Genomic DNA, 21,853 nt, shown 5'->3' on the forward strand with positions numbered 1-21,853 from the left:
TCGGCGTGAGCCGTCCGCCGAGACGCAGCAGGGCTGCGAATGATCGAAAAGCGTCTTCGGACGCGCAGAGATTCTGGAATGGGCGTCGATGAGTCATACCCTGCCCCCGTAGTTCCAGGCTCTTGAGACGCCATTGCACGCATCTAAAGACGATCGCTGCCAGAGCATCAGGTCTTCCCTGCCGCTCTCCGCAATCATGGATGCGTTATGGCCACCCCTGTCCTGCCGGAGGCACTGTCCGGGCAACAGCTTGTCAACGTTTTTCTCGCTGACACCCCTCCCCCCGTCCGAATCATCTTCATTGAGCAGCTCTCGGCTCTGATCGGCAAGAGCTGCACCACCATTCGGACCTTCGCGACCTGCGAAAAGTACAAGGACCGGAACTTGATCCCCCGGCCTTTCAAGATGCCGGGCTCAAGGCGCCTGTGCTGGTACGAGCGCGACGTCCTTGAATGGATCGAGTCCACACGCCCCGCCGAGCCGCCCCCGTCACGCCGCCCTCGCGGCCGCCCGACCAAAGCCGAACAACTTGCCCGGCAGCGCTGGGCCAACTCGGCGGGAGGGCGCTGAACCATGGCAGCGCATGCCTCCAACACCCAATGCAGCCCGCAATCACAGCAACACCGCTTGGATCAGGCTCTCAGCCGGTTACGCCAGCGCGTCCTTGAGCGGACTGCCACGACCTCGGCGACGCCGCGTGCGACCGAGGAAAAAGTCGTCCAGCTTCCGTGGTGGCATGACCTGGATCGCGCGATTCCAAACCACCTTGCGAGGTCCAGCCTCTTTGCCCCAGTGGCCCGAGGCCGCAGAGCCACCCACGAGGGAAAGGTGCTCACCAGCCGGTCAGATGTTCAACTGCGTTACTGGGGCGTGCAGCTCGATGAGCCCGACTCCGATGTCTGGATGCAAGCCCTTCACGAAGCACGTCGTCATCCTGTTGGTGCGCCAGTGCCCGTCGTTCGCTCGCACTTTCTGAAGTCCCTTGGGCGACACATCGGGAGCACGGATTACGGATGGCTGCATGAGTCGTTCTTGCGCCTCAGCCTCGGCATGTTGGAGATCAAAACGCGGAAGTACACCGTGGGCGAAGTTCCGGGCGACGCCACGCCGAGCAAGGGCATTCACCGCGTCCTGCACCTGATCGACGGCTTCGATTTGGATGAGGAACTGGACACCTACGTTCTGCGCATCGACCGTCGCATGGTGCGCCTCTTCAGCAACCGTGAGTTCGCGCTGATCGATTGGGAGAAGCGATTGCAGATCAAGGTCCAGCGGGACATGGCAAAGGCGCTGCAACGCCTGGTCGCCACCTCTTCAGACGCGACCCAGCGCCACAGTCTTGCCTGGCTGAAAGACAAGCTGCAATACAGCAGCCCGATTTCTAAGTTCCGTCAACCAGTGCTGGCTGCTGCAGCTGAGTTGGAGCGACTGGGAATCATCGCTGGAGCGCGCCTGGAACAAAGCACCCACGGGAAGGAGCAGATCGTATGGACGAGGCTGTGATTTCCAGCGCCACCGATCAACCCCGACCGCAGTCCGACGAAGACGCAGCTGCAGCAGAACACCTGCCCGAGGTTCAGCGCCTCGTGAGTGCCGTCCGCGCTTGCCTGAACGCTCTGCCTGCGATCAAGTCGAAGGGTAAGCCAACAAGCAAATCCGCAGCCACGCAAGAGGAGTACCTGAAACTGGCAAGGCAGCTGCTTCATGGCGCCAGCGCCGGCGAGGACGACCTCGTTTCAGTGGTGAGCAACACTGGCCGCTCAACTACGTTCTACAAGCGCTTGGCCGCTCTTCGGTATCACTGCCTCTGGAGCGTCGGTGCGATGTCATCGGCTCTGCCTCAGGCATGGGACACATCGACCCGCGAACGATTGATGGCCTCATGCAGCCAGCTGTTGATGACCATGCGGGCCCTGGTCCGGCTTCAGCAGCAAGGGATGACGCAGCCAAGGTCCAAGCGCCGAAGCAAGCGCCAGGCGCTGCGTGGGCTGCCATCCACTTGGAGGGAAGACATTTGCGCACGCGGCATGCATGGCAAGTACGCCGACGCGCTCTTGATCTCCGCGCTGACTGGCGCCCGCCCTTCCGAGCTGGCGACAGGAGTCGAAGTGTGGGTGGAATTCGACGATCTGCTGCGCAAGGACATCCTCTGCCTGCATGTCATTGGCGCAAAGGTCAAAGCAAGCCAGGGCCAACCGAATCGCTTTGTGGCCTACGCGGAGGACGACACACATCCACTGGTCGCAACCCTTGTGAAACGGCTCAGTACAGAGCCAGGTAAGAAGCTGCGCGTCAAGATTGCCAAAGCAGGCAACTTCACCGCTGAAATCCAGCGACTTGCGCGCAGCCTCTGGCGCAATCACGATCACGCCATCACTGCCACATGTTTCAGGCACCAGTGGAGCGCAGACCTGAAGGCGTCGGCTGGCGGCGATGCTGCCAGCCGTGGCCTCGGCCATCAAAGCGCCAAAACACGTCGCCATTACGGCATGGCGCATCAGGCGCGCGACGGACATGCCTTGCGTCCAGTACGCATAGAGGCGGATCTGCCGGTCAGGACGTTTCGCCCGAACCTCTATCCGGGCACACCAGCACATCGCATTGAATGAGGTAACAGCGCCTGTCATTGGGGCAATAGCAGGCGCAATTGCCCCATTTCAAGGCTGTTGATGCGCGAGTGTTGAGGCTCGCCTTCAAAGCGCGTCTCCGAACGTGGTTCAACAGCTCAAGCCGTCGGCCATTTTGTCGTCATATTAGTATCTTTTTGATGCTCAAATAGCTTCTTTAGGATAGAATGTAGAGATCTTCCATCCTCGGCGTCGCCTTCCCACCATGCAAGCTGATCCGACAGCCGAACTACCCCAATCCCAAAGGGACCGGCTCAAGCACATCGAGCTGCGGTTGCGCTTCCTGGGCGAGGTTCGACGGCCTGATTTGATGCAGCGCTTTGGCATCCAGTCGGCGGCAGCTTCGCGGGATCTAGCGCTGTACAAAGAGCTGGCACCAGAGAACGTTGACTACGAAAGCCGTGGCAAACGCTACCTCCTAGGGGCAGGGTTCTCGCCACTGTTTGCCGTGCCATCGGCCCAGGTTCTAGGTTGGCTGACTGAACAGCTGGGCGACGCTACCGCCCCCTCGTCAGAGGCGCTTCTGCCCTGCCTCATGCCTTCCAGGCTCTCGTACCCGAGGCTGGATACCCTAGCCTGCATCACGCGCGCCATTCACATGGGGCAGGTGCTCAGCATCGACTACCACTCGGTGAGCAGTGGCGAGTCTTCGCGTGAAATCGTGCCCTTTGCGCTGCTGGACACCGGCCTTCGATGGCATGTGCGTGCGTTCGATCGCAAGTCGCAGACTTTCCGAGACTTTGTTCTAACCCGTATCAGCAAGCCCACTCCAAAGCTGGGCGACGAGGCAGCGCGCCATGAGCTCCCAGAGCAAGACGTTCAGTGGACACGCATCGTCGAGTTGGACTTGGTGCCTCACCCGGACCAACCTCATCCCGAAGTCACGCACATGGACTACGACATGCCAGAGGGCGTGTTGCGGCTGAAATTGCGAGCAGCATTGGCTGGCTATGCCCTGCGCAAATGGAGTGTGGACTGCTCCCCGGGCCACAGCTTGCGAGGGCCCGAGTTCCGGCTCTGGTTGAAGGACCATCTTGCCTTGTACGGCGTCGAGACCGCTGTGCTGGCGCCTGGCTATCCCAGCAGCAAGGCCGAAGCCCAATGACAACACGTGAAGCCCTATTGACTCAACTTGGCTTCCGCTTCGGCATCAACGGCCCGCACGCCGCGCGGACGATGATGCTGGACGAGCTGCGCCTGCTGCTGGGCCACACCGAACCCCAGGTCAGCCGCGCCGACTACGCGACGGCCATCGTGGACGAGAACGTCCTCGGCAAGCCGACCCGCAAGGCCCGTGAGCTCACGCTGCGGTACCTGAGCGCGCTCTACAGCCTGGACACGACCAACCCCATCTTCCGGGCGCTACGGCGCCTCTGGCCGCTGAGCGAAGCCGCCCAGCCCATGCTGGCGCTGGCAGCGGCATTGGCGCGCGACCCGCTCCTGCGCGCCACGCAGGACTTCATCCTCGGTCAGCCCATCGGCGCTGCCGTATCCCGCGAGGCGGTCGAGCGCTTCCTGGCGCAGGCCTACCCAGACCGCTTCAGCCCCGCATCGCTCAAGTCCTTTGCCCAGAACGTCGCGGGTACCTGGACGGCCGCTGGTCTGCTCTCTGGCCACCGCAACAAGACCCGCTCGCAGCCGCTCGCGCACCCCGAATCCGTGACCCTGCTGCTCTTCCTCGGGTATCTCGGGGGGCGTACCGGGCAACGCCTCTTCTCATCCGAATGGACGAATTTGCTGGGTGGCTCACCTGATGAGCTAGAGGCGCTTACAAACTCCGCTTCGCACCGGGGCCTTCTCGTGTTCATGAATGCGGGCGGCGTCAAAGAGGTTCGTTTCCCTGGGTATCTCTCGCCCGAGGAAGAGCGCATTCGTCAGGAGGTCTCACATGTCGTCTAGGGTCACCAAGCTGGCTGCTGCCTATCGGCAGCACCTGTCGGTGCCGTGGCAGGCCGGGCTTGCCGCTATCCAGCGCGTCATCTTTGCGGTCTATGACAAGGCCGACGAGCTTCGCCTGCGTGCCAACGTCGGCGAGTTCGAACTCGCCACCCAGCAGGCAGGCAAGCAGTGGCTGCTGTTGGACGTGACCAATGCCTTCCCGCTGTGGATGGCAGCCCAGGAGTACCGCGACGCGTACTTCGAGTCACCCGAAGACCTGGCCGGCTACCAGACCGGAGAGCTCACGGAGTTCGTCGCAGACCTGACGGCGAAGCTGAAGGCCAGGATTGCCGCAGAGGCCGGCCCCGATACGGTCGTTGCCTTGCTAGGCGTAGGAGCGCTGTTCGGCCTCGCTCGGGTGTCTTCGGTTGTCGAGGGCATCAAGGAAAGCGTGCAGGGCCGGCTGCTCGTCTTCTTCCCGGGCGAACACCACCCGGAGAACCACACCTACCGCCTGCTGGATGCACGCGACGGCTGGAACTACCTCGCCGTGCCGCTGCTCGCCCAGGAATGACGCAACGCACCACCTGAAGAACCAAAGCAAGGACCACCATGCTGAACAGGGATATCTATAACAAAGCCCCGAAGGAAAACCGCCTCGTCAACAACGGCGTGGCCGAGGTCTCCGAAGACCACTCCGAGGCCGCGCAGGCCATCCTGCGCTACGAACTCGAGACCTTTGTCTGCGACGGTCAGTACGAGAAGGGCCTCGAGACCATCCTCGACAAGTTCCTGCTCAACCTCGACTCCAAGACCGAGCAGCCGGGGGTGTGGATTTCCGGCTTCTATGGCAGCGGCAAGTCGCACCTGGCCAAGATGCTGCGCACGCTGTGGACCGACTACCAGTTCGCCGACGGCGCCACCGCCCGCAGCATCGCCAAGCTGCCCACGGGCGTGTTCGAGCACCTGAAGGAGCTCTCCACCCAGGGCAAGCGCCACGGTGGCCTGCACGCCGCAGCGGGCAAGCTGGGCGCCGGTGCCGGTGACAAGGTGCGGCTCGCGCTGCTGGGCATTGTGTTCAAGTCCAAGGGGCTACCCGAGCAGTACAACCAGGCGCAGCTCGTCTTGTGGATGAAGCGCGAGGGCATCCTGGACGCCGTCGAGGCGGAGCTGCAGACCGCTGGCCGTTCGCTGGCGCAAGAGCTGCCTCACATGTACGTCTCTGGTCCACTGACCAAGGCGCTGCTGAAGGCCCGGCCGGACTTGGCGCACACTGAGGCAGATGCCCGCAAGCTGCTCAAGGAGCAGTTCCCCCAGGTGACCGACGTCACCAGCGAACAGATGACCTCAGCCATTGAGCTCGCTCTTTCCGAGGAGGGCAAGTTCCCGCTGACCCTGGTGGTCCTTGACGAGGTACAGCAGTACATCGGCAATGACGGGGCGAAGTCCATAGATGTGCAGGAGCTTGTCGAAACCCTGTGCAAGCACTTCAAGGGTCGGCTTCTGCTTGTTGCCACCGGGCAGTCCGCGCTCTCAGGGACACCCACTCTCCAGCGGCTGATGGCTCGGTTCCCAATCCCGGTCATGCTGGGCGACTGGGACGTGGAGAACGTCACCCGGCAAATCATCCTGGCCAAGAAGCCCTCAGTTCAGCCGGAGGTCGAGAAGGTCTGGCGGTCCAACCTTGGCGAAATCTCTCGCCACTTGCGCGGCACCAAGCTCGAGCACGTGACCGACGACGAGAGCGTCATGACGTCCGATTACCCGCTGCTGCCAGTGCGTCGCCGCTTCTGGGAACGTGTTCTCCGGAGCATTGACACCACCGGCACCGTCTCGCAGCTGCGCAGTCAGTTGCGCGTCGTCCATGAAGCGGTGCTGGCCACCGCCGAGGCACCGCTGGGGCACGTGGTTTCTGGCGACTTCCTCTACGACCAGATTGCCGCGAACTTGGTCTCCACAGCGCAGCTGCCCAAGGAGGTTTTCGAGAACGTCCAGCGTTTTGCAGCCGGTGACGCGAACGCCCAGCTCAAAGCCAAGCTGCTCAAGCTCATCTACCTCATCAACAAGCTGCCGGCTGACGCGGCGATGGACCTGGGCCTGAAGGCCACAGAGGAAGCGTTGGCAGACCTGCTGGTCACCGACTTGGCGGCCGGCTCTTCGGAGCTGCGCAAGTCGCTGCCGGCCCTGTTGGAAGAGCTGCAGAACAAGGACCGCTTGGTCATGGCCCTGGCCGGCGGCAACGGCACCGAGTATCGGCTGCAGACCCGAGAGTCCAGCGCCTGGTACGACGAGTTCCGTGCCCAGGAGACTGAGCTTGAGGCGGCTCCACAACGTGTTGAGCAGAAGCGGGCCGAGCTGCTGAAGACTCGATTCGCCGAGGTCCTCAAGAAGGTTCGCGTCACCCAAGGCAAGGGGAACGAGGTTCGCGCACTCATCCCTACCTTCGATGACACGCTCCCTAAGGACAACGACAAGTGCCTGTACCTGTGGATTCAAGACGGCTGGCAGACCGAGGAGAAGTCGGTCGTTGCTGATGCCAAACGCACCAGCTCGGACAACCCAACCCTTTTCGTCTATCTGCCTGCTGAGAACAAGTCAGTCCTCTCGAAGGCCATCGTTGCGCTGGAAGCAGCACGCACCACGCTCCAGAAGAAGGGCAATCCGTCCACCGAAGAGGGCCGCGACGCGCAGCGCTCGATGGAGAGCCGCCAGCGCAACGCCGAAAAAGAGCTGGCCGAGCTGGTGGACAAGCTGATGGCCGGCGTGCGCGTATTTCAGGCCGGCGGTCAGGAGGCCACCGACGGCAATGACCTGGCCGACCGCATCAACCGCGCGGCCAAGTCTTCGGCCATCCGCCTGTACAGCCAGTTCGATGCCGCAGACCACGAACAGTGGGGCAAGGTGCTGGACGAAGCCCGCAAAGGCAATCTGGAAGCCTTGAAGGCTGTTGGCCATACCCAGGAGGCCGACAAGCACCCGGTCTGCCAGAAGTTGCTGGGCTTCATCGGCCCCGGCAAGAAGGGCTCGGAGATTCGCGAGAACTTCGAGGCCCCGCCCTACGGCTGGCCGCGTGACGCAATTGACGGTGCGCTCTACGCGCTGCTGGCGTCCGGGCATGTCAACGCCACCGATGCCGCGTCCAAGCCTGTCGACGCCAAGAGCCTGGACCGCGCCAAGGTCACCCAGACGAGCTTCCGGCGCGAGAGCATCAACATCACGCCGATTCAGCTCATCAAGATTCGCAAGCTGTTCGACGCCGTGGGCGTGCCCTGCCAGCCCAAGGAAGAGCTGAACCGGATGCCAGCCTTGCTGGCCAAGCTGCGCGAGCAGGCGTCCAAGGCTGGTGGCCCTGCACCAGCGCCAGAGGCACCAAAGCTCATCGTCATCGAAGCCATCGAGGCGCAGAGCGGCAACGCACAGCTGCTGGAACTGTTCACCCGGCACGACGAGGTGCTGGCCCTCTCACAAGGCTGGACCAAGACCGCGGCCGAGATTGCGAAGCGCATGCCTGCGTGGCACAAGCTGGGCGACCTGCTTCGTCATGCGAAAGCCCTCGGCCCCTACGCCAAGCTGAAGGCTGAGGCCGATGCCATCGAGGCCCAGCGCAGCTTGCTGGCGGACCCAGACCCTGTTCGCCCTCTGTTGGACGAGACGGTCGACCTGCTGCGCCAGGCCCTGAAGGCCAAGCTGGACGCCTTCCAACAAGGCTTCGCCCAGCAGCAGGCCCTGCTGCAGCAAGACGCTGACTGGAACAAGCTCGGCAACACCCAGCGCGATGAACTGACAGTCAAGCACCACCTGACGCCGCCACCGTCCGTGGCCACCGGCACGCCCGAGCAGCTGCAGGACGCCTTGGACGACTGCGACCTTGACCACTGGGTCTCTAAGACCCAGGCCTTGCCCAGCCGGTTCGAAGCGGCGCGGCATGCCGCGGTGCAACTGCTCAAGCCCAACGTGGTCCACGTGGCCATCCCCAAGCGAACCTTGAACGACGAGGCAGAGCTTCAGTCGTGGTTGTCGGAGGTTGAAGCGCTGATTCGCACCAAGCTGAAGTCTGGCCCAGTCAGCCTCTGAGAGGTCCCATCGAACCAGGCACCGTTTTCCAAGGGAGAAGCAAGTACATGAAGTCCCCACGCCAGGTCCGCAGCGACATTCGCACGCTGGCCCACCACATCGACCATGTCCGCGAGGCGCTGCTGCGTCGAGCCGACGTCGAGATTGCCCAGGTGGGCAAGGAGTGCAAGCGCACCTCCGATGCGCTGGCCAAGCTGCTGGACGAGCAGAAGCTTCCAGAGAACTACAAAGTGGCCGTCGTGGGCCGCTTCAAGGCGGGCAAGTCCTCCTTCGTCAACGAACTGCTTGACGCCCGGCTGGCCAGCGAAGACACCAACCCGGAGACGGCGGCCGTCACCACCTTCCGCCATGGCGATGAAGTCAAGGCCACCATCCGCTTCCTGGCGCGTGACGAGTGGACCAAGATTCAGAGCCTCTACCAGCAAGACCCTCGCCACATCGACGCTCACCGGGTGCTCAAGTGGCACGAGCTCGGCAAGCCGCGCAAGAACAAAGACGGCGAGATGGAGGAGGGCTACGACCTCCAAGCGCTGGAGAGGGAGTACATCCGTGACGGCGGCTTCAGCATCGAGATTCGCCTGGCCAACGACGGCACCAAGAAGGCCGAAGCCGATTTTCGGCGGCGCCTGAAGGAGTTCACCACCGGCACCAAACCGCATCACTGCATGGTGCTTGGCATCGAAATCGAGTCGCCTGCGCCCATCCTGGATGGCGGGGTGCTGCTCATCGACACCCCGGGTCTGGGGGACACCGAGCGCTACCGTGTCGAGCTCACCGAGAAGGTGGTCGACGATGTGGACGCCGTCCTCTTCCTCACCCGCTCGGGCGCTTCCTACGACCAGGCGGAGAAGGACTTCCTGCTCTCCCTGCTCCGCAAGGGCACCGTCAAGCAGCTCATCGTCGTGGTGACGCAGGTCGACGTGACCTACCAACAGCACCTGGACAACGCCGAGGCCAACGATGACGACCCCGACCCGGTCGCACGCCGCATCGACCTCGAGCGCCAGCGACTGACCAAGGAGCTGGCCGACACCCTGGCGGAGCTGAGCCAGGATGATTCGCCAGCCATGCGGCGCTACCGCGAGCAACTCGGCGACGTGCAGATTGCCTTCACGTCGGCCAAGCTCCACCGCGATTGGAAGGCCGGTAAGCCGACGCTGTGCGCCATCCAATCGGACGACCCGGGCGGCGTTGAGCAGCTCAAGAGCCAGCTGCTCTACATGCTGTCGACCGAATCTCGCCTTGCGATGGTCGCGCAGGGCATCGCCGCCGGCGCCCGTTCCGCGCTGCTAGAGCTGCAGTCGGTGCTCGACGCCAAGTTGCTCGCCATCCGTGACGTCAAGGACAGGGAGGTGGCGGAGCAGAAGCTCCGCAGCTTTCGTGGTGAGTTTGGGCAGGCTAGCCAGCGGTTTGAGGGCGCCGTTACGGAGCAGGTGACGCTGCTGGGCCAGCGGCTGGACGAGCGTGCCCGGCAGCACCGGTCATCGCTCGAAACGATTGCGCTGCTCGCTGAGCGCGAACTCGTGGCCTTCGAGCTCAACGACGTGGCGCGCCACTGGCGCACCCGTCGGTCGGGCTACTGGGGCCACATGGCGGATTTCCAGACCCGGGTGGCCAACCGCATCTTTCCCAAGGTGCAGGAGATGCTCAGCGAGTACACCGACACCTTCGCTGAGTTCGCGCGGGGCTTTGAGACCCACCTCGACCGACTCTCGGCCGAGGGCGCGCGCATCGCCCAGTCGCTGGAGCTGGGTACCTCGCTGCCTTTCGATGTCACCAGCAAGCTCAAGGACTCGCTGGAAAAGAGCCTGGCCAGGGCCCAGGAGCTCATCGTCGCCAAAGAGCTCGAGGTCAACAAGCTCCTGTCGGACTTTGTCGATGACGAGGTCTCTGAGCGCATCGACCAGGCCCGTGAGAAGGTCAGCGATATCTGGGGTGCGGGCACCACGGTCAAGCAATCGGGAGAAGTCCAGGCCTTCTACCGCGAGGTGAAGGCATTGCTGACCGAAGCGCTGCAGACCTATCTGAAGGACAGCATCCAGGCCTTTGGCGCTTTCCTGGTCACAGAGGCCCAGGCAGCGCCGCGCGATGCACTGGCAGAAGTGAACATCCTGTTGGAGCAGGCCGACGACAACATTCGGGCGGCCGCCACGGCCCTGGTGGCGGGGCAGAAGCAGGCCACTGAAGACTTGGTGGCCACCATCAAGAGCGAGCACGACGAGGTGCTGACCCGTGCTTCCAGCCTCCTGGCAGTCGACGATGCGACGGCAGGCCATCCGGGTTCTCCAGCCACCTCGAGTGACGCCAGCACGCCAACCGCATCAACCGCACCAGCCCGCGCCAAGTCGGAACAGGATGCGTCGGCTCCTGCAGTCGCAGCCGCCCCAGCTCCCAGTTCAGCGCCTGAACCTCAGCAGCCGGCCCCCACTCCAGCGCCTGCCCCGCAGCCGGAAGGCGCGTTCGAGCTGTCGGGCGATGGCGACTGGGCCGAGCAGGTGCAAACCGTTGCGCAGGTCACCCTGGAGCGCATTCGGCTGGGTAACGGCGAGAAGTCTTGGCCCTACGACCGGGTCTTCCCGGCCCGTTACCTGAAGGGGGCGGTTCGTATCAGGCTGATTGACGGCTACCTGGCCGACCCACACCAACTGCGCAACCTCGGCGAGTTCCTCCTGCACCTGGCCGAGTCCGCTCGTCCCAAGGAGGTGGAGGTCCTCACCAAGTTCGCAGACGTGGATGCGACGGCCAAGCAGGACCGTGTGGTCGACAACTTGGCCAAGGAACTGTTCCGCGACTACGGGGTGACGCTCAGTCTGCGGCGCGACGCTGACGTTCATGACCGCTTCCTGGTCATGGACCACGGCGTGCTCTTCAAGCTGGGCCGCGGGCTGGACTTCTACAAGCCAGCCACCGGCCTGGCGCGGCACCGCCCCGACCTGCGTGAGGTGCGCAAAAGCGAGGTGGATGTGTTCTGCGTCCAGGGCCATGCGCTCCTCAAGGCCAACACCGCATGACAGCGAGGGCGCCATCGCACACCAGGTGACGTGACGCGCGTTACCTCGTTACCTCACAGGGAAGACAAAGAACACCATGCCGACCGCAAGCATCAGCAACCAGCCTCTGGCGAAGCCCCTGCGCAGCCAGCTCGAGAACACCGTCAAGTCCGCCCGCGACGTGGCCGAGAAGGCCGCGCTGGCTGCGCTTCGGCAGCTGGCCGTGGGCGAGGCGAAGGCCCCGGACTACCTGAGTGACGACCTCAAGGCCCTGCGCCGCCGCCTGCGTGCCCACGGCCGCGCGCTGGGCGACGTGAAGGCCAAGGACGACACCCAGGGCCTGCAGCACCTGGTGTGGGAGGTGGCCTACGAACACTGGCACCGCATGCTGTTCGCGCGCTTCCTTGCCGAGAACGGATTGCTGATGTGGGAGCTGGGAGCCCCGGTGTCACTGGAGGACTGCCAGAGCCTGGTCGACCACGAACAGGCCATGTTGGAGGGCGAGAAGCTTGGCTCCAAGACGCAGTGGGAACTGGCCGGGAAGCTGGCTGCCCGCATGCTGCCCCAGGTGTTCAAGCCGCAGAGCCCGGTGTTCGAGCTGGCCTTCGCGCCCGAGCACCAGCGTGAGCTGGAGCGCCTGCTGGCCGCGCTGCCGCCCGAGGTGTTCAAGGCCAGCGACAGCCTGGGCTGGGTCTACCAGTTCTGGCAGGCCAAGCGCAAGGACGAGGTCAACGCCTCGGAGGTGAAGATTGGCGCCGACGAGCTGCCCGCCGTCACCCAGCTCTTCACCGAGCCCTACATGGTGGACTTCCTGCTCCACAACTCGCTGGGCGCCTGGTGGGTGACGCGCCACCCGGGCAAGCCTTGCCCCGTGCCACTGACCTACCTGCGCACGCTGGACGACGGCACGCCGGCAGCCGGCAAGTTCGAAGGCTGGCCCGACCGGCTGGAAGACTTCAAGCTGCTCGACCCGTGCTGCGGCTCGGGCCACTTCCTGGTGGCGGCCTTCCTGCTGCTGGTGCCGATGCGCATGGCGGCCGAGGGCTTGAGCGCGATGGACGCGGTGGACGCCGTGCTGGCCGACAACCTGCACGGCCTGGAACTGGACGCCCGTTGTGTGGAAATCGCCGTCTTCGCGCTGGCCCTGGCGGCCTGGCGTTTCCCGGACGAAAACGGCGACCCATTGGGCGTGCGCGCCGACATGCCCGCGCCGCAGGTGGCCTGCTGCGGCCTGAAGGTGGCGGCCAAGCCCGAGGACTGGATGGCCCTGGTGCCGGATGACGCCACCAACGCCGCCTACCTGCGCCAGGAACTGCGCCTGCTGCACGCCAGCTTCGCCCAGGCACCGCTGCTGGGCAGCCTGCTGGACCCGGCACGCAGCCTGAAGAACGACTTGGCCACGTCCAGCTTCGACACCCTGCGCGACCTGTTGGGGCGGGCGCTGGCCACCGAACGCCCGGCCACGCTGTGGGGGCAGGCCAGCGAATTGCAGGACGACAGCTGGGACCTGGCGCTCACGGCCAAGGGATTGCTGGACGCAGCCCGGTTGCTGGATGGACGCTATCAGTTGGTGGTGACCAACGTTCCTTACCTGGCACGCGGTCGACAACATGAGGTTCTGAAGAGCTATTGCGAAACCCACTACCCCGAGGCCAAGCAGGACCTAGCCAACGTCTTCCTGGAGCGTTGCCTAGAACTCAGCCACGACCAGGGCTCAGGCGTTGTTCAAATCGTCATGCCGCAGAACTGGCTGTTCCTCACAAGCTACAAGAAGCAGCGCGAATCGTTGCTCAAATCGGTGCAGTGGAACCTGCTGGCACGGCTCGGTGAAGGCGGGTTTGACAGTCCACAGGCGGCAGGTGCTTTCATAATTCTGCTGACCCAGACCAAAGCGAAGGCTTCAGAGGACTTTCAGCTACGCTGCGTGGATGCCAGTGCGCCAAAGGTTGCGCAGGAGAAGGCAGCATTGCTGCACGACGGCGAGGTCGTGGCGGTGAGCCAGAAAGGTCAGTTGGGGAATCCCGATGCCCGAATCTTGCTGGAGGAGTCGGTTGCGCAAGTTCAACTCTCGAACTATGCGTTCACAGCACAGGGCATTAGCACTACCGATGGCTCCCGATTCGTGCAGCAGTACTGGGAGAGAGCCAATCTTGAGGGCGGGTGGGAGTTCTTTCAGGCTGCGTCAACCGAGCAAACTCATGGCCTAGTCAGCGGCTACAACTACACCCTTCGATGGGGCGGGCCAGGTAGCGACTACTTCAATTACATCGAAGAACTGAAGAAGGTTGGTCGCATCGGCGGCGCTTGGCAGGCCGGTCGAAATGCGTGGGGTCAGGTTGGCTTTGCGATTAACGTGACCCGCAATAAAGCGGTAGCCCTTTACTCTGGAGCGAAGTTCGACGTTACAGCAGGAATCATGGTGCCGGTTCGAAGTGAACATGCCACCGCAGTGCTGTCCTACTTGCTTGACCCAGCCTACGAGCAAGAGTTGAAGGCGCTGGACCCCTCGCTTTCAGTTACCGAAGGAACGCTCACCAAGGTCCCCTTCGACCTCGCCCACTGGCAACAAGTCGCGGCGAAACGCTACCCCAACGGTCTGCCCAGGCCTTACTCCGACGACCCCACCCAATGGCTGTTCCATGGCCACCCGCAGCCAGCTACCGACCCGTTGCAAGTCGCCGTCGCTCGCCTAGCCGGCTACCGCTGGCCAGCCGAGACCGACACGGCGATGGAATTGGCCGACGAGGCCCGCACCTGGATTACCCGCTGCGAGAAGTTGGACGAGCACACCGACGATGACGGCATCGTCTGCCTGCCCTCGGTGCGCGGCGAGGCGCCAGCGCACGACCGGCTGTTCAAGCTGCTGATTGCCGCCTGGGAGACCGTACAGCCCGGCAGCTGGAAGCCCGCCGTGCTCGACAAGCTGCTGGCCGATGCCGACTGCGCAGGCAAGGGTCTGGACGTCTGGCTGCGCGAGAGGTTCTTCGAGCAGCACACCAAGCGCTTCCACCACCGCCCCTTCATCTGGCATGTGTGGGACGGCCAGAAGGACGGCTTCGCCGCGCTGGTGAACTACCACCAGCTCGACCACAAGAAGCTGGAACGCCTCATCCACACCTACCTGGGCGACTGGATACGCCAACAGGAGGCCGGCGTGCGCGACCGCATCGACGGCGCGCAGCAGCGCCTGGCCGCCGCCCAGGACCTGAAGCGCCGCCTGGAGCTCATCCTCGAAGGAGAGCCGCCCTATGACATCTTCGTGCGCTGGAAGCCGCTGGCCGAGCAGCCCATCGGCTGGAACCCCGACCTCAACGACGGCGTGCGCCTGAACATCCGCCCCTTCATGACCGCCGAGGTCCTGCGCCATAACAAGAAGCCCAAGCTCAACATCACCTGGGACAAGGACCGGGGCAAGGACGTCGAGAGCGCACCTTGGTTCAAGGTCTTCAAGGGCGACCGCATCAATGACCACCACCTGACTCGTGCGGACAAGGAAGCCGCTCGGGCGAAGGCAGGCGGGAGCTGAGCATGGGCTTCTGGCATACCGGCTACGCCGAGTTCCATGAGCCGACAGGCCTGGGGGAGTACGTCTACACCCCGCCCCCGCCGGTTCGCTACGCCTGCGAGCATTGCGCGCAGTCGTTCTCGGACCTGGAGGCACTTCGCAAGCACCGGTTTGAACAGCATCCGGTGCGGCAGCCCGCCTTGCTGCTGCGGGGTAAGCCCGTGGGCGCCTTGACGCAGGTGCTGATGACGCCGCTCGGTCCTGCCGACGCGCTGGTGGAAGACGCGACCGCCTGCCTACTGAACGGGGAGCCGATTCCGCCGGCACGCCTGGGCGAGCAGCTGGCAGCCATGCGGCATGCGTTCGCCGATGTGGTGCTGAGCAACCAAGGGGCGACCACGCGCTGTCAGCTGGACTTCCGGGTTGCCGATGAAGGCCATCTCGCGGGCGTTGAAGCCGCTTTTCTGCGGCTCGCCCGAGACCGGTTGCTGAACATCCAGTCGGTGTCGCGGTTCAACGAAGACTGCCGCGCCTTCGCGAGCGCCATGCCGTATTGCGACGGCATCTCGCACTACCTGTACGGGGTGATGGCCAAGGAGCGCTCTCCCGACAGTGGGCTGAAGCACGAGGAGTACATCCAGCGCTTCCTGCGCTCATCGGAAGAGCTCTCGGGCTTCGACCGACCGTTGGCGCGCAGCGTTCGCTCCCTGGTGGCCTTCCACTTCAACCAGTTCGACGATGCCGAATGCCTGGCGCCGGAAGGTGCGCTACGTCACGCGGCAGGTGCGTTCGCCGGTTTGCTTCAGGGTCTGCCTTGGCACTTCGACGAGGCGTTCTCGCCCGCTCCAGGCAGTGCTGTGGAAGACCTGCTGACCGACCAGGACACGCTGCAAGTCCTGGCCGATGCCAGCCACGGCCTGGTCGGCCTGAAGGCGCGCGCCGAGGAGCTGCTGGTGCATCTCCGCCGCGCCCCGGCGGGCGGCTACGACCACATGAAGCGCATGTTGCTGGCCTGCGAGGCGTTGGCGGCACGCGATGAAGCGGCTTGGCATGCAGAAGCACGGAAGCTGGCGCGAGCGCTGGCCGGCAAGCCGGATACCAGCGCCTGGGCGAACGCGATGCTGGAGCGGCTTTCGACACCATGAAAGAGCAAAAGCGCAAGAAGCCGAAGCGCTACGACTACCGAGCACGAGTTCTGGCGGTCAAGAGTGAGCAGCGGCAACGACAAGAAGGAAATAAAGCGATGGCGACCTCTGGAACGCCCCCTGTCACTGCACCTGGTGCAGTTGCACCCGTGACGCCGGCTCCCGTGCCAACGGAGGTCTTGAAAGCCGACGCCCAAGGGCCCGTGTCTGTTGCCGAGCCTCCTGTGGCCGCTGCGGACGCTGCCGTTGTGACGCCACCTGAAGCGCCGTTGGCCCCTGCGACCGCGGAAGCCGCGGAGCTGCGGCCATCATTCGAGGTGCCTTCGACCGATGTGAAGACTGTCCCGTCGCCCAGCCCAGCAGCGGCGGGTGAAGGCAGTTCAGAGGCGGCCAAGAGCGAGCCCGCCGGGAAGAAGCCCAAAGCAGAGCCGGAAACGCTGGAGCAGTTCATCGAGTACGCCTATGGACGCAAAGGGCAACCGCTGACGCTCAAGTCCAAGGTCGAGAAGCAAATCGCGCAGAACGCTCGGCTCGACGATGCGGCACTCAGCCGCCTGCTGCACCTGGCCAAGGGCGACACGCTGCTGGCGGTACCGCGACAGATTCTGCTGCTGAGCCAAGAGGTCACGGGCCTGCCAGGCTTGAAGGCAGCGCTAACGTCGTTCGTGTCGAACGTCATGCTGCGCCACCCAGTGTTCAGCGATGCCGGGGTGCAGGGGGCGTTGCGCAACCTGCCTGAGGGTTTGCCACCCCCTGAGGCTTTGGCCAGGGTGGCCGCGTTCGAGCCGTCTCCGAGTGCAGAGGCGGAGCCCCTCAAGGGCGGCGACCTGCGGGACCTGCGGCACAACGCCGTCCGCTTGTTTGTGACCTGGCTGGCCGTAAACCGGAGTCTCAACTCGGAAGAGTTGTCGTCGCTGCTGTTCCAGGTGGTCTGGCAGCCAGCGGCCAAAGACCTGGCCGATGACAACGCACGCCTGCGGGCTCTGACGGACATTGGGCAGGCGGCCGGGGTGGGCTTGGCATGCCAGCGCTTCCGTCAGCAAGCCATCGAGGCACGGACACAGCAAGACCAGGCCCAGCGAGAGGCGACAAGCCTGCGTGACCGTTTGTCCGCCTCCGAGACCCAGCTCGCCGATACCGCACAACAGCTTGACGACGTTCGGGCGGAGCTGCAGGCGCTGCGGGAAAGTTCCTATGCAGAGCTGGAGGCCCTGCGCCGGCAGCACGCCGTCGAAAAGACCCATCTGCAGCACGAATTGGAGCAACTGCGCGGTCGCCTGGTGAAGCGCTTGACAGACAGCGTCGACATGCTCGAGGTCGGTTTGTCCGCGCTGCGCAAGGACACGCCCCGCGTCCCGGTCATGGTGGAGCGGGCTGAGCATGTGGTCGATGCACTGAGAGCCGAAGTTCAAGAGTTGAGGGAGGAGTGACGCATGACCGTAGTTGGATTCGACTTTGGAACGACGAACAGCCTGGCCTCGGTGGTCATCGGCAATGAGGTCATCACCTTCCTGGAGAACGAGCAGCCGATTCCATCGGTCGTCAGCTTCGAAGGCGGGAAGGTGGAGGTGGGCCGGAAGGCCCACGACAAGCTCACCAGCGCGGGCCTCGGGGTGCAAGGCAGCACGGTGCGCTCGCCCAAGACACTGCTCGGGCGTGAGGAGCAGCTCATCGACGGGGTTCGGCGGGACCCGGTGAAGATGGTCGAGCACGTGCTGGACCACGTGCGGCGCTTCGTGCTGCAGACCAAGGCAGGTCGCGACCTGCCGATGGACCGTGTCGTGGCCACGATTCCAGTAAACATGGAGGGGCATCGCCGCGCGCTGCTGCGTCAGGCCTTCCGCCAGGCTGGCATGAGCGTGGTGCAGTTCGTTCATGAGCCGCTCGCGGCCCTGTATGGCTACCTGCGCATGTCCGAGGGAACCTCGGACCTCATCCGCCGCTACGACGGCAAGCTGCTGCTGGTGTTCGACTGGGGCGGCGGTACGCTGGACCTGACGCTCTGCCGGGTCTTGAACGGACTGCTGGTGCAGGTGGCCAACGACGGGACGGAGGAAGTCGGCGGTGACGTCTTCGACGAGGAGCTGCGCAACGAAGTGGAGAAACGCTCTCGTGCCGAGCAGGGGCTCGGGGATGATGTGGAGGTCTTGCCTGAGGCCCGTAAGCGGCTGCTGCACGAGTGCGAGAAGGCCAAGATTCGCCTGAGCGACCGCAGCACCTGGAACGTCTACGTCGACCCGTACTACCAGGACGACAAGCAGTCCGACCTGCAGGTGAACCTTTCCAGGGATGACCTGCAAGATATCGTGGGTCACCTGGTCAAGAAGGGTGTGGCGCGCATCGAGCGGCTGCTGGAGCGCGAGGGCTTCTCCACGGCGTCCGTGGAACTCTGCTTGGCCACGGGCGGCATGGTGAACATGCCCATGGTGAAGAACCGTCTGGACGAGCTGTTCGGCCCTGGACGGGTTCACGTCTCCAAGCGCAGTGCCTCCGCCATCGCCGAGGGGGCGGCCTGGGTGGCGCATGACCAGGCGCGGCTGCACCTGGCCAAGAACGTGGAGCTCGCCTTGGCCCGCAACTCCTACATGCCGCTACTGCAGGCAGGGGTGGAGATGCCCATCGAGCGGGAGAACCGACGCGAGCGCTTCGACCTCTACTGCGTGGACCCCAGCGATGGGCACGGCAAGTTCAGCCTGGTCAGCCCGCACCGGCCTGGGCCACGGGTGCTGGCCAATGACAAGCGGAGGCCCTTGTGCAACATGCTGCTGAAGGTTGATGGCAAGGCGCAACCGTTCCGAGAGCGCCTTGGTCTGGAGGTCAACATCGATGAGAACCTCGTGTTGACCGCGACCGCCTGGTCGCTCAATCAGAAGGGAAAGGCGGTGGCGGAGGTGCACGACCTCGAGTTCGCCTTGGCGACCCCGGGAGCACGCAACAGTTGGCTCAACGCCAGCCTGCTGGGCTCCGACGGTGAAGTCAGCCCGAACGAGCCCGGTGACCTGTCGATGCGGTCGAACATCGCGGCGCGGGAGGACGTCAGTCTGGTCCCCGGGGAGGTGCTGTACCGCCACAACCCGTACTACTTCCGCGTCGAGCAGAACCCGCCGCAGGTTCAGGTCGAAGAGCGCCTGTACTACGAGCCCTGCGCGATGTGCGGGCGTGCGTCAAACGACCCCCTCTGCAGATGCGCGTCTCTGTTGGCCTCTCGCCAGCAGCCCAGCGGGAGGCTGAACGCATGACCGTGACCTTTGCGAACAGACTGTCCGAGTCGCTCGTCAAGGCCGCAGCGGGCAATTCGCATACTGCAGCCGCTGCTGCTGCCGTGCTCTGGACCGACAAGGAGCGTCAGTGGGAGAGCGCCCTGACGCGGCTTCGGGCCAGCATGCCGCAGCTTCTGACACTGGGTGATTTCAATCTAGACGCCAGGAGCGGCCCAGCGGTCTGGCTCAAGTGCGCAATTGCCGCTGTGTTGCCAGAGGTTCAGTTCAAGGGCGTGCCCGTCGTCTACCTCCCCGGGGTGAGCCGAGCGGAGCTGCGGGCCATCGAGAGCTGCACTCGGGACCTACAGCCGCTGGCTGAGCTGCAGTACCGGGGCGTGTTCTGGAGCCAGGTCAACACCAAGGACTGGACGGTCAGCGCGTTCCTGTCTTCGAAGCACGGTGGCCTTGGGCTGGACGTGGCGCAGGACAAGGCAACGCAGGAGGCCCTGGCCCAGGTGCTGTCAGCCGGCGTGTTACTCGACAGGCCGCTGGACGAGCTGAAGGGCCGGCAAATCAACGCCGAGTGGCTGCTGAGCCTGCTGGCACCAAATCCGACCCGAGACCTGCTGGTGTGGATGAACGCCCCCCAAGCAACGCAGAAGGACTGGGTCGGCGTACGTTGGGACGTGTTCTCGAAGCGGGCAAAGTCCGACTTCGGCTTCGACCCGGTCAGCGACGGGCCCCTGGTGGCCGCTGAGAAGCTGGCCCGACGCGAGGGCAAGTGGGTGGCCGTGGCTGAGCTCTATCGGGATTCGTTCACGAGCTTCCCAGAGGTGCTGACGCTGCTCCGCACCGTACAGCCACCGCAGTTGGGGCTGTTCCCGGACATGGACCCCCATGGACCTTTGGCCAGCTACCCGCAGGCCAATGAACAAGGCGAGGCCAGTCTGCGCTACGCGCTTTCCGCCTGCGCGGCCATGGATGCCGCCCAGGCTCGCACCGCCATCGCCACCGCCGAGAAGGAGCACGGTGCGCGCCGGGGTTGGCTGTGGTCGCGCATGGGGCATTCGCCCTTGGCTCAAGCGCTGGAGCACCTGGCTCGATTGGCCGAGCTGAGCGCGGCGGCGCCCATCGGCGCTACGCCTTCGGAGCTGGCTGCGAGCTACCAGCAGTCCGGGTGGCTTGTGGATGAGGCGGCGACGCAGGCCATGGGCGCCGTGCAAACCAAGGCAGACACCGACGCCGTTGGAGCCGCAGTGCGCGCCGTCTACCTGCCCTGGCTGGAAGAAGCGGCCAAGCGACTGCAGGACACCGTGAAGAAGGTGGGGGGCATGCCAGCCCTGCAGTCGGCATCGGACGCAGCAACTGATACAGGCACATGCACGGTGTTCGTGGATGGCCTGCGGTACGACGTCGCCCAGCGGTTGCGTGCCAAGTTGGAAGGTCTGGGCACCACGACGTTGGCGGCCCGTTGGACCTGCATGCCGTCGGTCACGGCGTCCGGCAAGGCTTGGTGCTCGCCAGTGGCGGGGCTGGTGTCCGGCACGGCGGAAGACGTGGAGTTCGAGCCCCGTGTTGCGGCGGACGGCAAACCGCTCTCTGGCCACAACTTCAGGAAGCTGCTGACCGACAACGGCGTGCAGCCGCTGGACAAGCACGAGACGGGTGACCCGAGCGGACGCGCCTGGACGGAGTCGGGCGACCTGGACCACTACGGCCACGAGCACGGCGTTCGTCTTGCGCGAGACGTGGATGCTCAGCTGGCCACGGTGGTAGAACGGGTGCAGGAACTGCGCGATGCGGGGTGGCGCCGGGTGCGCATCGTCACCGACCACGGCTGGCTGCTGGTTCCTGGTGGCTTGCCGAAGACGGAGTTGCCCAAACACCAGGCCGAGACCCGCTGGGGACGCTGCGCTGTCCTCAAGGACACGGCACACGGCACCCCGCTGACCTTCGGCTGGGATTGGTGTAAAGATGTCCAGGTGGCGTATGCGCCAGGTGTGTCGTCCTTCATTGCTGGAGCCGACTACGCGCACGGTGGCTTGAGCCTGCAAGAGTGCCTGGTGCCGGTGCTGGACCTGGTGGTGGCTGCGCCTGCGGCAGCGGCACAGGTCGCCATCAAGGCAGTGACCTGGAAAGGCCTGCGCTGCGTGGTCGAGGTGGACAGCTCGTCGGCCGGCCTGACGGTGGACGTGCGGACGAAGCCCGCGCTGGCAACGTCGAGCCTGGTGGCCAGCGTGAAGCCCCTGGAGGCCGGCAAGGCCAGCGTGGCGGTGGCCGACGACGACAACCTGGGCGCAGCGGCCGTGGTCGTCATCCTGGGAGCCGATGGCCAGGTGCTGCAGAAGCAGGCGACGACGGTGGGTGGCTGAACGAAGCCAAGCTAGGGACGGAGCTGTTACCTCGTTACCTGGTACAGAGATAGAGAACAGCA

The 21,853-nt window shown here is 64.4% G+C and carries 13 protein-coding genes; all 13 read left to right on the plus strand.

Annotation, left to right across the window (positions count from 1 at the left end; all coding sequences use genetic code 11):
* The first annotated feature begins 207 nt into the window (after positions 1-207).
* Entirely contained in the window at positions 208-570 is a 363-nt protein-coding gene (locus LRM40_RS14075) for a helix-turn-helix transcriptional regulator (protein WP_170288758.1), read from the plus strand.
* A gap of 57 nt (positions 571-627) precedes the next feature.
* Complete coding sequence (gene trfA / locus LRM40_RS14080) at positions 628-1,503, plus strand: plasmid replication initiator TrfA (protein ID WP_231067557.1); 876 nt, start codon at positions 628-630, stop codon at positions 1,501-1,503.
* Positions 1,488-2,609 carry a site-specific integrase gene (locus LRM40_RS14085; protein WP_151122043.1) on the plus strand — a complete coding sequence of 374 codons (1,122 nt, stop codon included), beginning with the start codon at positions 1,488-1,490 and terminating at the stop codon, positions 2,607-2,609. The genes trfA and LRM40_RS14085 overlap by 16 nt, the downstream gene beginning before the upstream one ends.
* Before the next feature lie 223 nt (positions 2,610-2,832).
* The gene (locus LRM40_RS14090; RefSeq protein ID WP_151122044.1) at positions 2,833-3,732 is read left to right on the plus strand and encodes a helix-turn-helix transcriptional regulator; all 900 of its coding nucleotides are present in this window, start codon (positions 2,833-2,835) and stop codon (positions 3,730-3,732) included.
* Positions 3,729-4,526, plus strand: a complete 798-nt coding sequence (locus tag LRM40_RS14095) for a hypothetical protein (RefSeq protein WP_231067558.1) — start codon at positions 3,729-3,731, stop codon at positions 4,524-4,526. The genes LRM40_RS14090 and LRM40_RS14095 overlap by 4 nt, the downstream gene beginning before the upstream one ends.
* Positions 4,516-5,079 (plus strand): BREX protein BrxB domain-containing protein, encoded by a 564-nt coding sequence (locus LRM40_RS14100; RefSeq protein ID WP_151122045.1) that lies wholly within the window; start codon positions 4,516-4,518, stop codon positions 5,077-5,079. Before LRM40_RS14095 ends, LRM40_RS14100 begins: the two co-directional genes overlap by 11 nt.
* 38 nt (positions 5,080-5,117) lie before the next feature.
* A complete protein-coding gene (gene brxC, locus LRM40_RS14105; RefSeq protein WP_151122046.1) occupies positions 5,118-8,579 on the plus strand; it encodes a BREX system P-loop protein BrxC in 3,462 nt (1,153 codons plus the stop codon).
* A 47-nt stretch (positions 8,580-8,626) separates the two neighbouring features.
* Positions 8,627-11,590 (plus strand): MIT C-terminal domain-containing protein, encoded by a 2,964-nt coding sequence (locus LRM40_RS14110; protein WP_151122047.1) that lies wholly within the window; start codon positions 8,627-8,629, stop codon positions 11,588-11,590.
* Between the two features lie 76 nt (positions 11,591-11,666).
* Positions 11,667-15,095 carry an Eco57I restriction-modification methylase domain-containing protein gene (locus LRM40_RS14115; RefSeq protein ID WP_151122048.1) on the plus strand — a complete coding sequence of 1,143 codons (3,429 nt, stop codon included), beginning with the start codon at positions 11,667-11,669 and terminating at the stop codon, positions 15,093-15,095.
* A 2-nt stretch (positions 15,096-15,097) separates the two neighbouring features.
* Positions 15,098-16,219, plus strand: a complete 1,122-nt coding sequence (locus tag LRM40_RS14120) for a hypothetical protein (RefSeq protein WP_151122049.1) — start codon at positions 15,098-15,100, stop codon at positions 16,217-16,219.
* On the plus strand, positions 16,216-17,649 hold the full coding sequence (locus tag LRM40_RS14125) for a hypothetical protein (protein ID WP_151122050.1): 1,434 nt from the start codon (positions 16,216-16,218) through the stop codon (positions 17,647-17,649). Before LRM40_RS14120 ends, LRM40_RS14125 begins: the two co-directional genes overlap by 4 nt.
* A gap of 3 nt (positions 17,650-17,652) precedes the next feature.
* Complete coding sequence (locus LRM40_RS14130; RefSeq protein WP_151122051.1) at positions 17,653-19,458, plus strand: Hsp70 family protein; 1,806 nt, start codon at positions 17,653-17,655, stop codon at positions 19,456-19,458.
* Entirely contained in the window at positions 19,455-21,791 is a 2,337-nt protein-coding gene (pglZ, locus tag LRM40_RS14135) for a BREX-1 system phosphatase PglZ type B (protein ID WP_151122052.1), read from the plus strand. Before LRM40_RS14130 ends, pglZ begins: the two co-directional genes overlap by 4 nt.
* The last annotated feature ends 62 nt before the right edge of the window (positions 21,792-21,853 follow it).

It is taken from the genome of Ideonella dechloratans (assembly GCF_021049305.1).
Taxonomy (GTDB): domain Bacteria; phylum Pseudomonadota; class Gammaproteobacteria; order Burkholderiales; family Burkholderiaceae_C; genus Ideonella; species Ideonella dechloratans.

Excerpts from the sequence above, each read along its gene's own strand:
- LRM40_RS14120 (WP_151122049.1), top strand. The coding sequence starts at position 15,098 with ATGGGCTTCTGGCATACCGGCTACGCCGAGTTCCATGAGCCGACAGGC.
- LRM40_RS14085 (WP_151122043.1), top strand. The coding sequence starts at position 1,488 with ATGGACGAGGCTGTGATTTCCAGCGCCACCGATCAACCCCGACCGCAG.
- LRM40_RS14110 (WP_151122047.1), top strand. The coding sequence starts at position 8,627 with ATGAAGTCCCCACGCCAGGTCCGCAGCGACATTCGCACGCTGGCCCAC.
- LRM40_RS14075 (WP_170288758.1), top strand. The coding sequence starts at position 208 with ATGGCCACCCCTGTCCTGCCGGAGGCACTGTCCGGGCAACAGCTTGTC.
- LRM40_RS14090 (WP_151122044.1), top strand. The coding sequence starts at position 2,833 with ATGCAAGCTGATCCGACAGCCGAACTACCCCAATCCCAAAGGGACCGG.
- brxC (WP_151122046.1), top strand. The coding sequence starts at position 5,118 with ATGCTGAACAGGGATATCTATAACAAAGCCCCGAAGGAAAACCGCCTC.
- LRM40_RS14125 (WP_151122050.1), top strand. The coding sequence starts at position 16,216 with ATGAAAGAGCAAAAGCGCAAGAAGCCGAAGCGCTACGACTACCGAGCA.
- LRM40_RS14095 (WP_231067558.1), top strand. The coding sequence starts at position 3,729 with ATGACAACACGTGAAGCCCTATTGACTCAACTTGGCTTCCGCTTCGGC.
- LRM40_RS14115 (WP_151122048.1), top strand. The coding sequence starts at position 11,667 with ATGCCGACCGCAAGCATCAGCAACCAGCCTCTGGCGAAGCCCCTGCGC.
- LRM40_RS14100 (WP_151122045.1), top strand. The coding sequence starts at position 4,516 with ATGTCGTCTAGGGTCACCAAGCTGGCTGCTGCCTATCGGCAGCACCTG.
- pglZ (WP_151122052.1), top strand. The coding sequence starts at position 19,455 with ATGACCGTGACCTTTGCGAACAGACTGTCCGAGTCGCTCGTCAAGGCC.
- LRM40_RS14130 (WP_151122051.1), top strand. The coding sequence starts at position 17,653 with ATGACCGTAGTTGGATTCGACTTTGGAACGACGAACAGCCTGGCCTCG.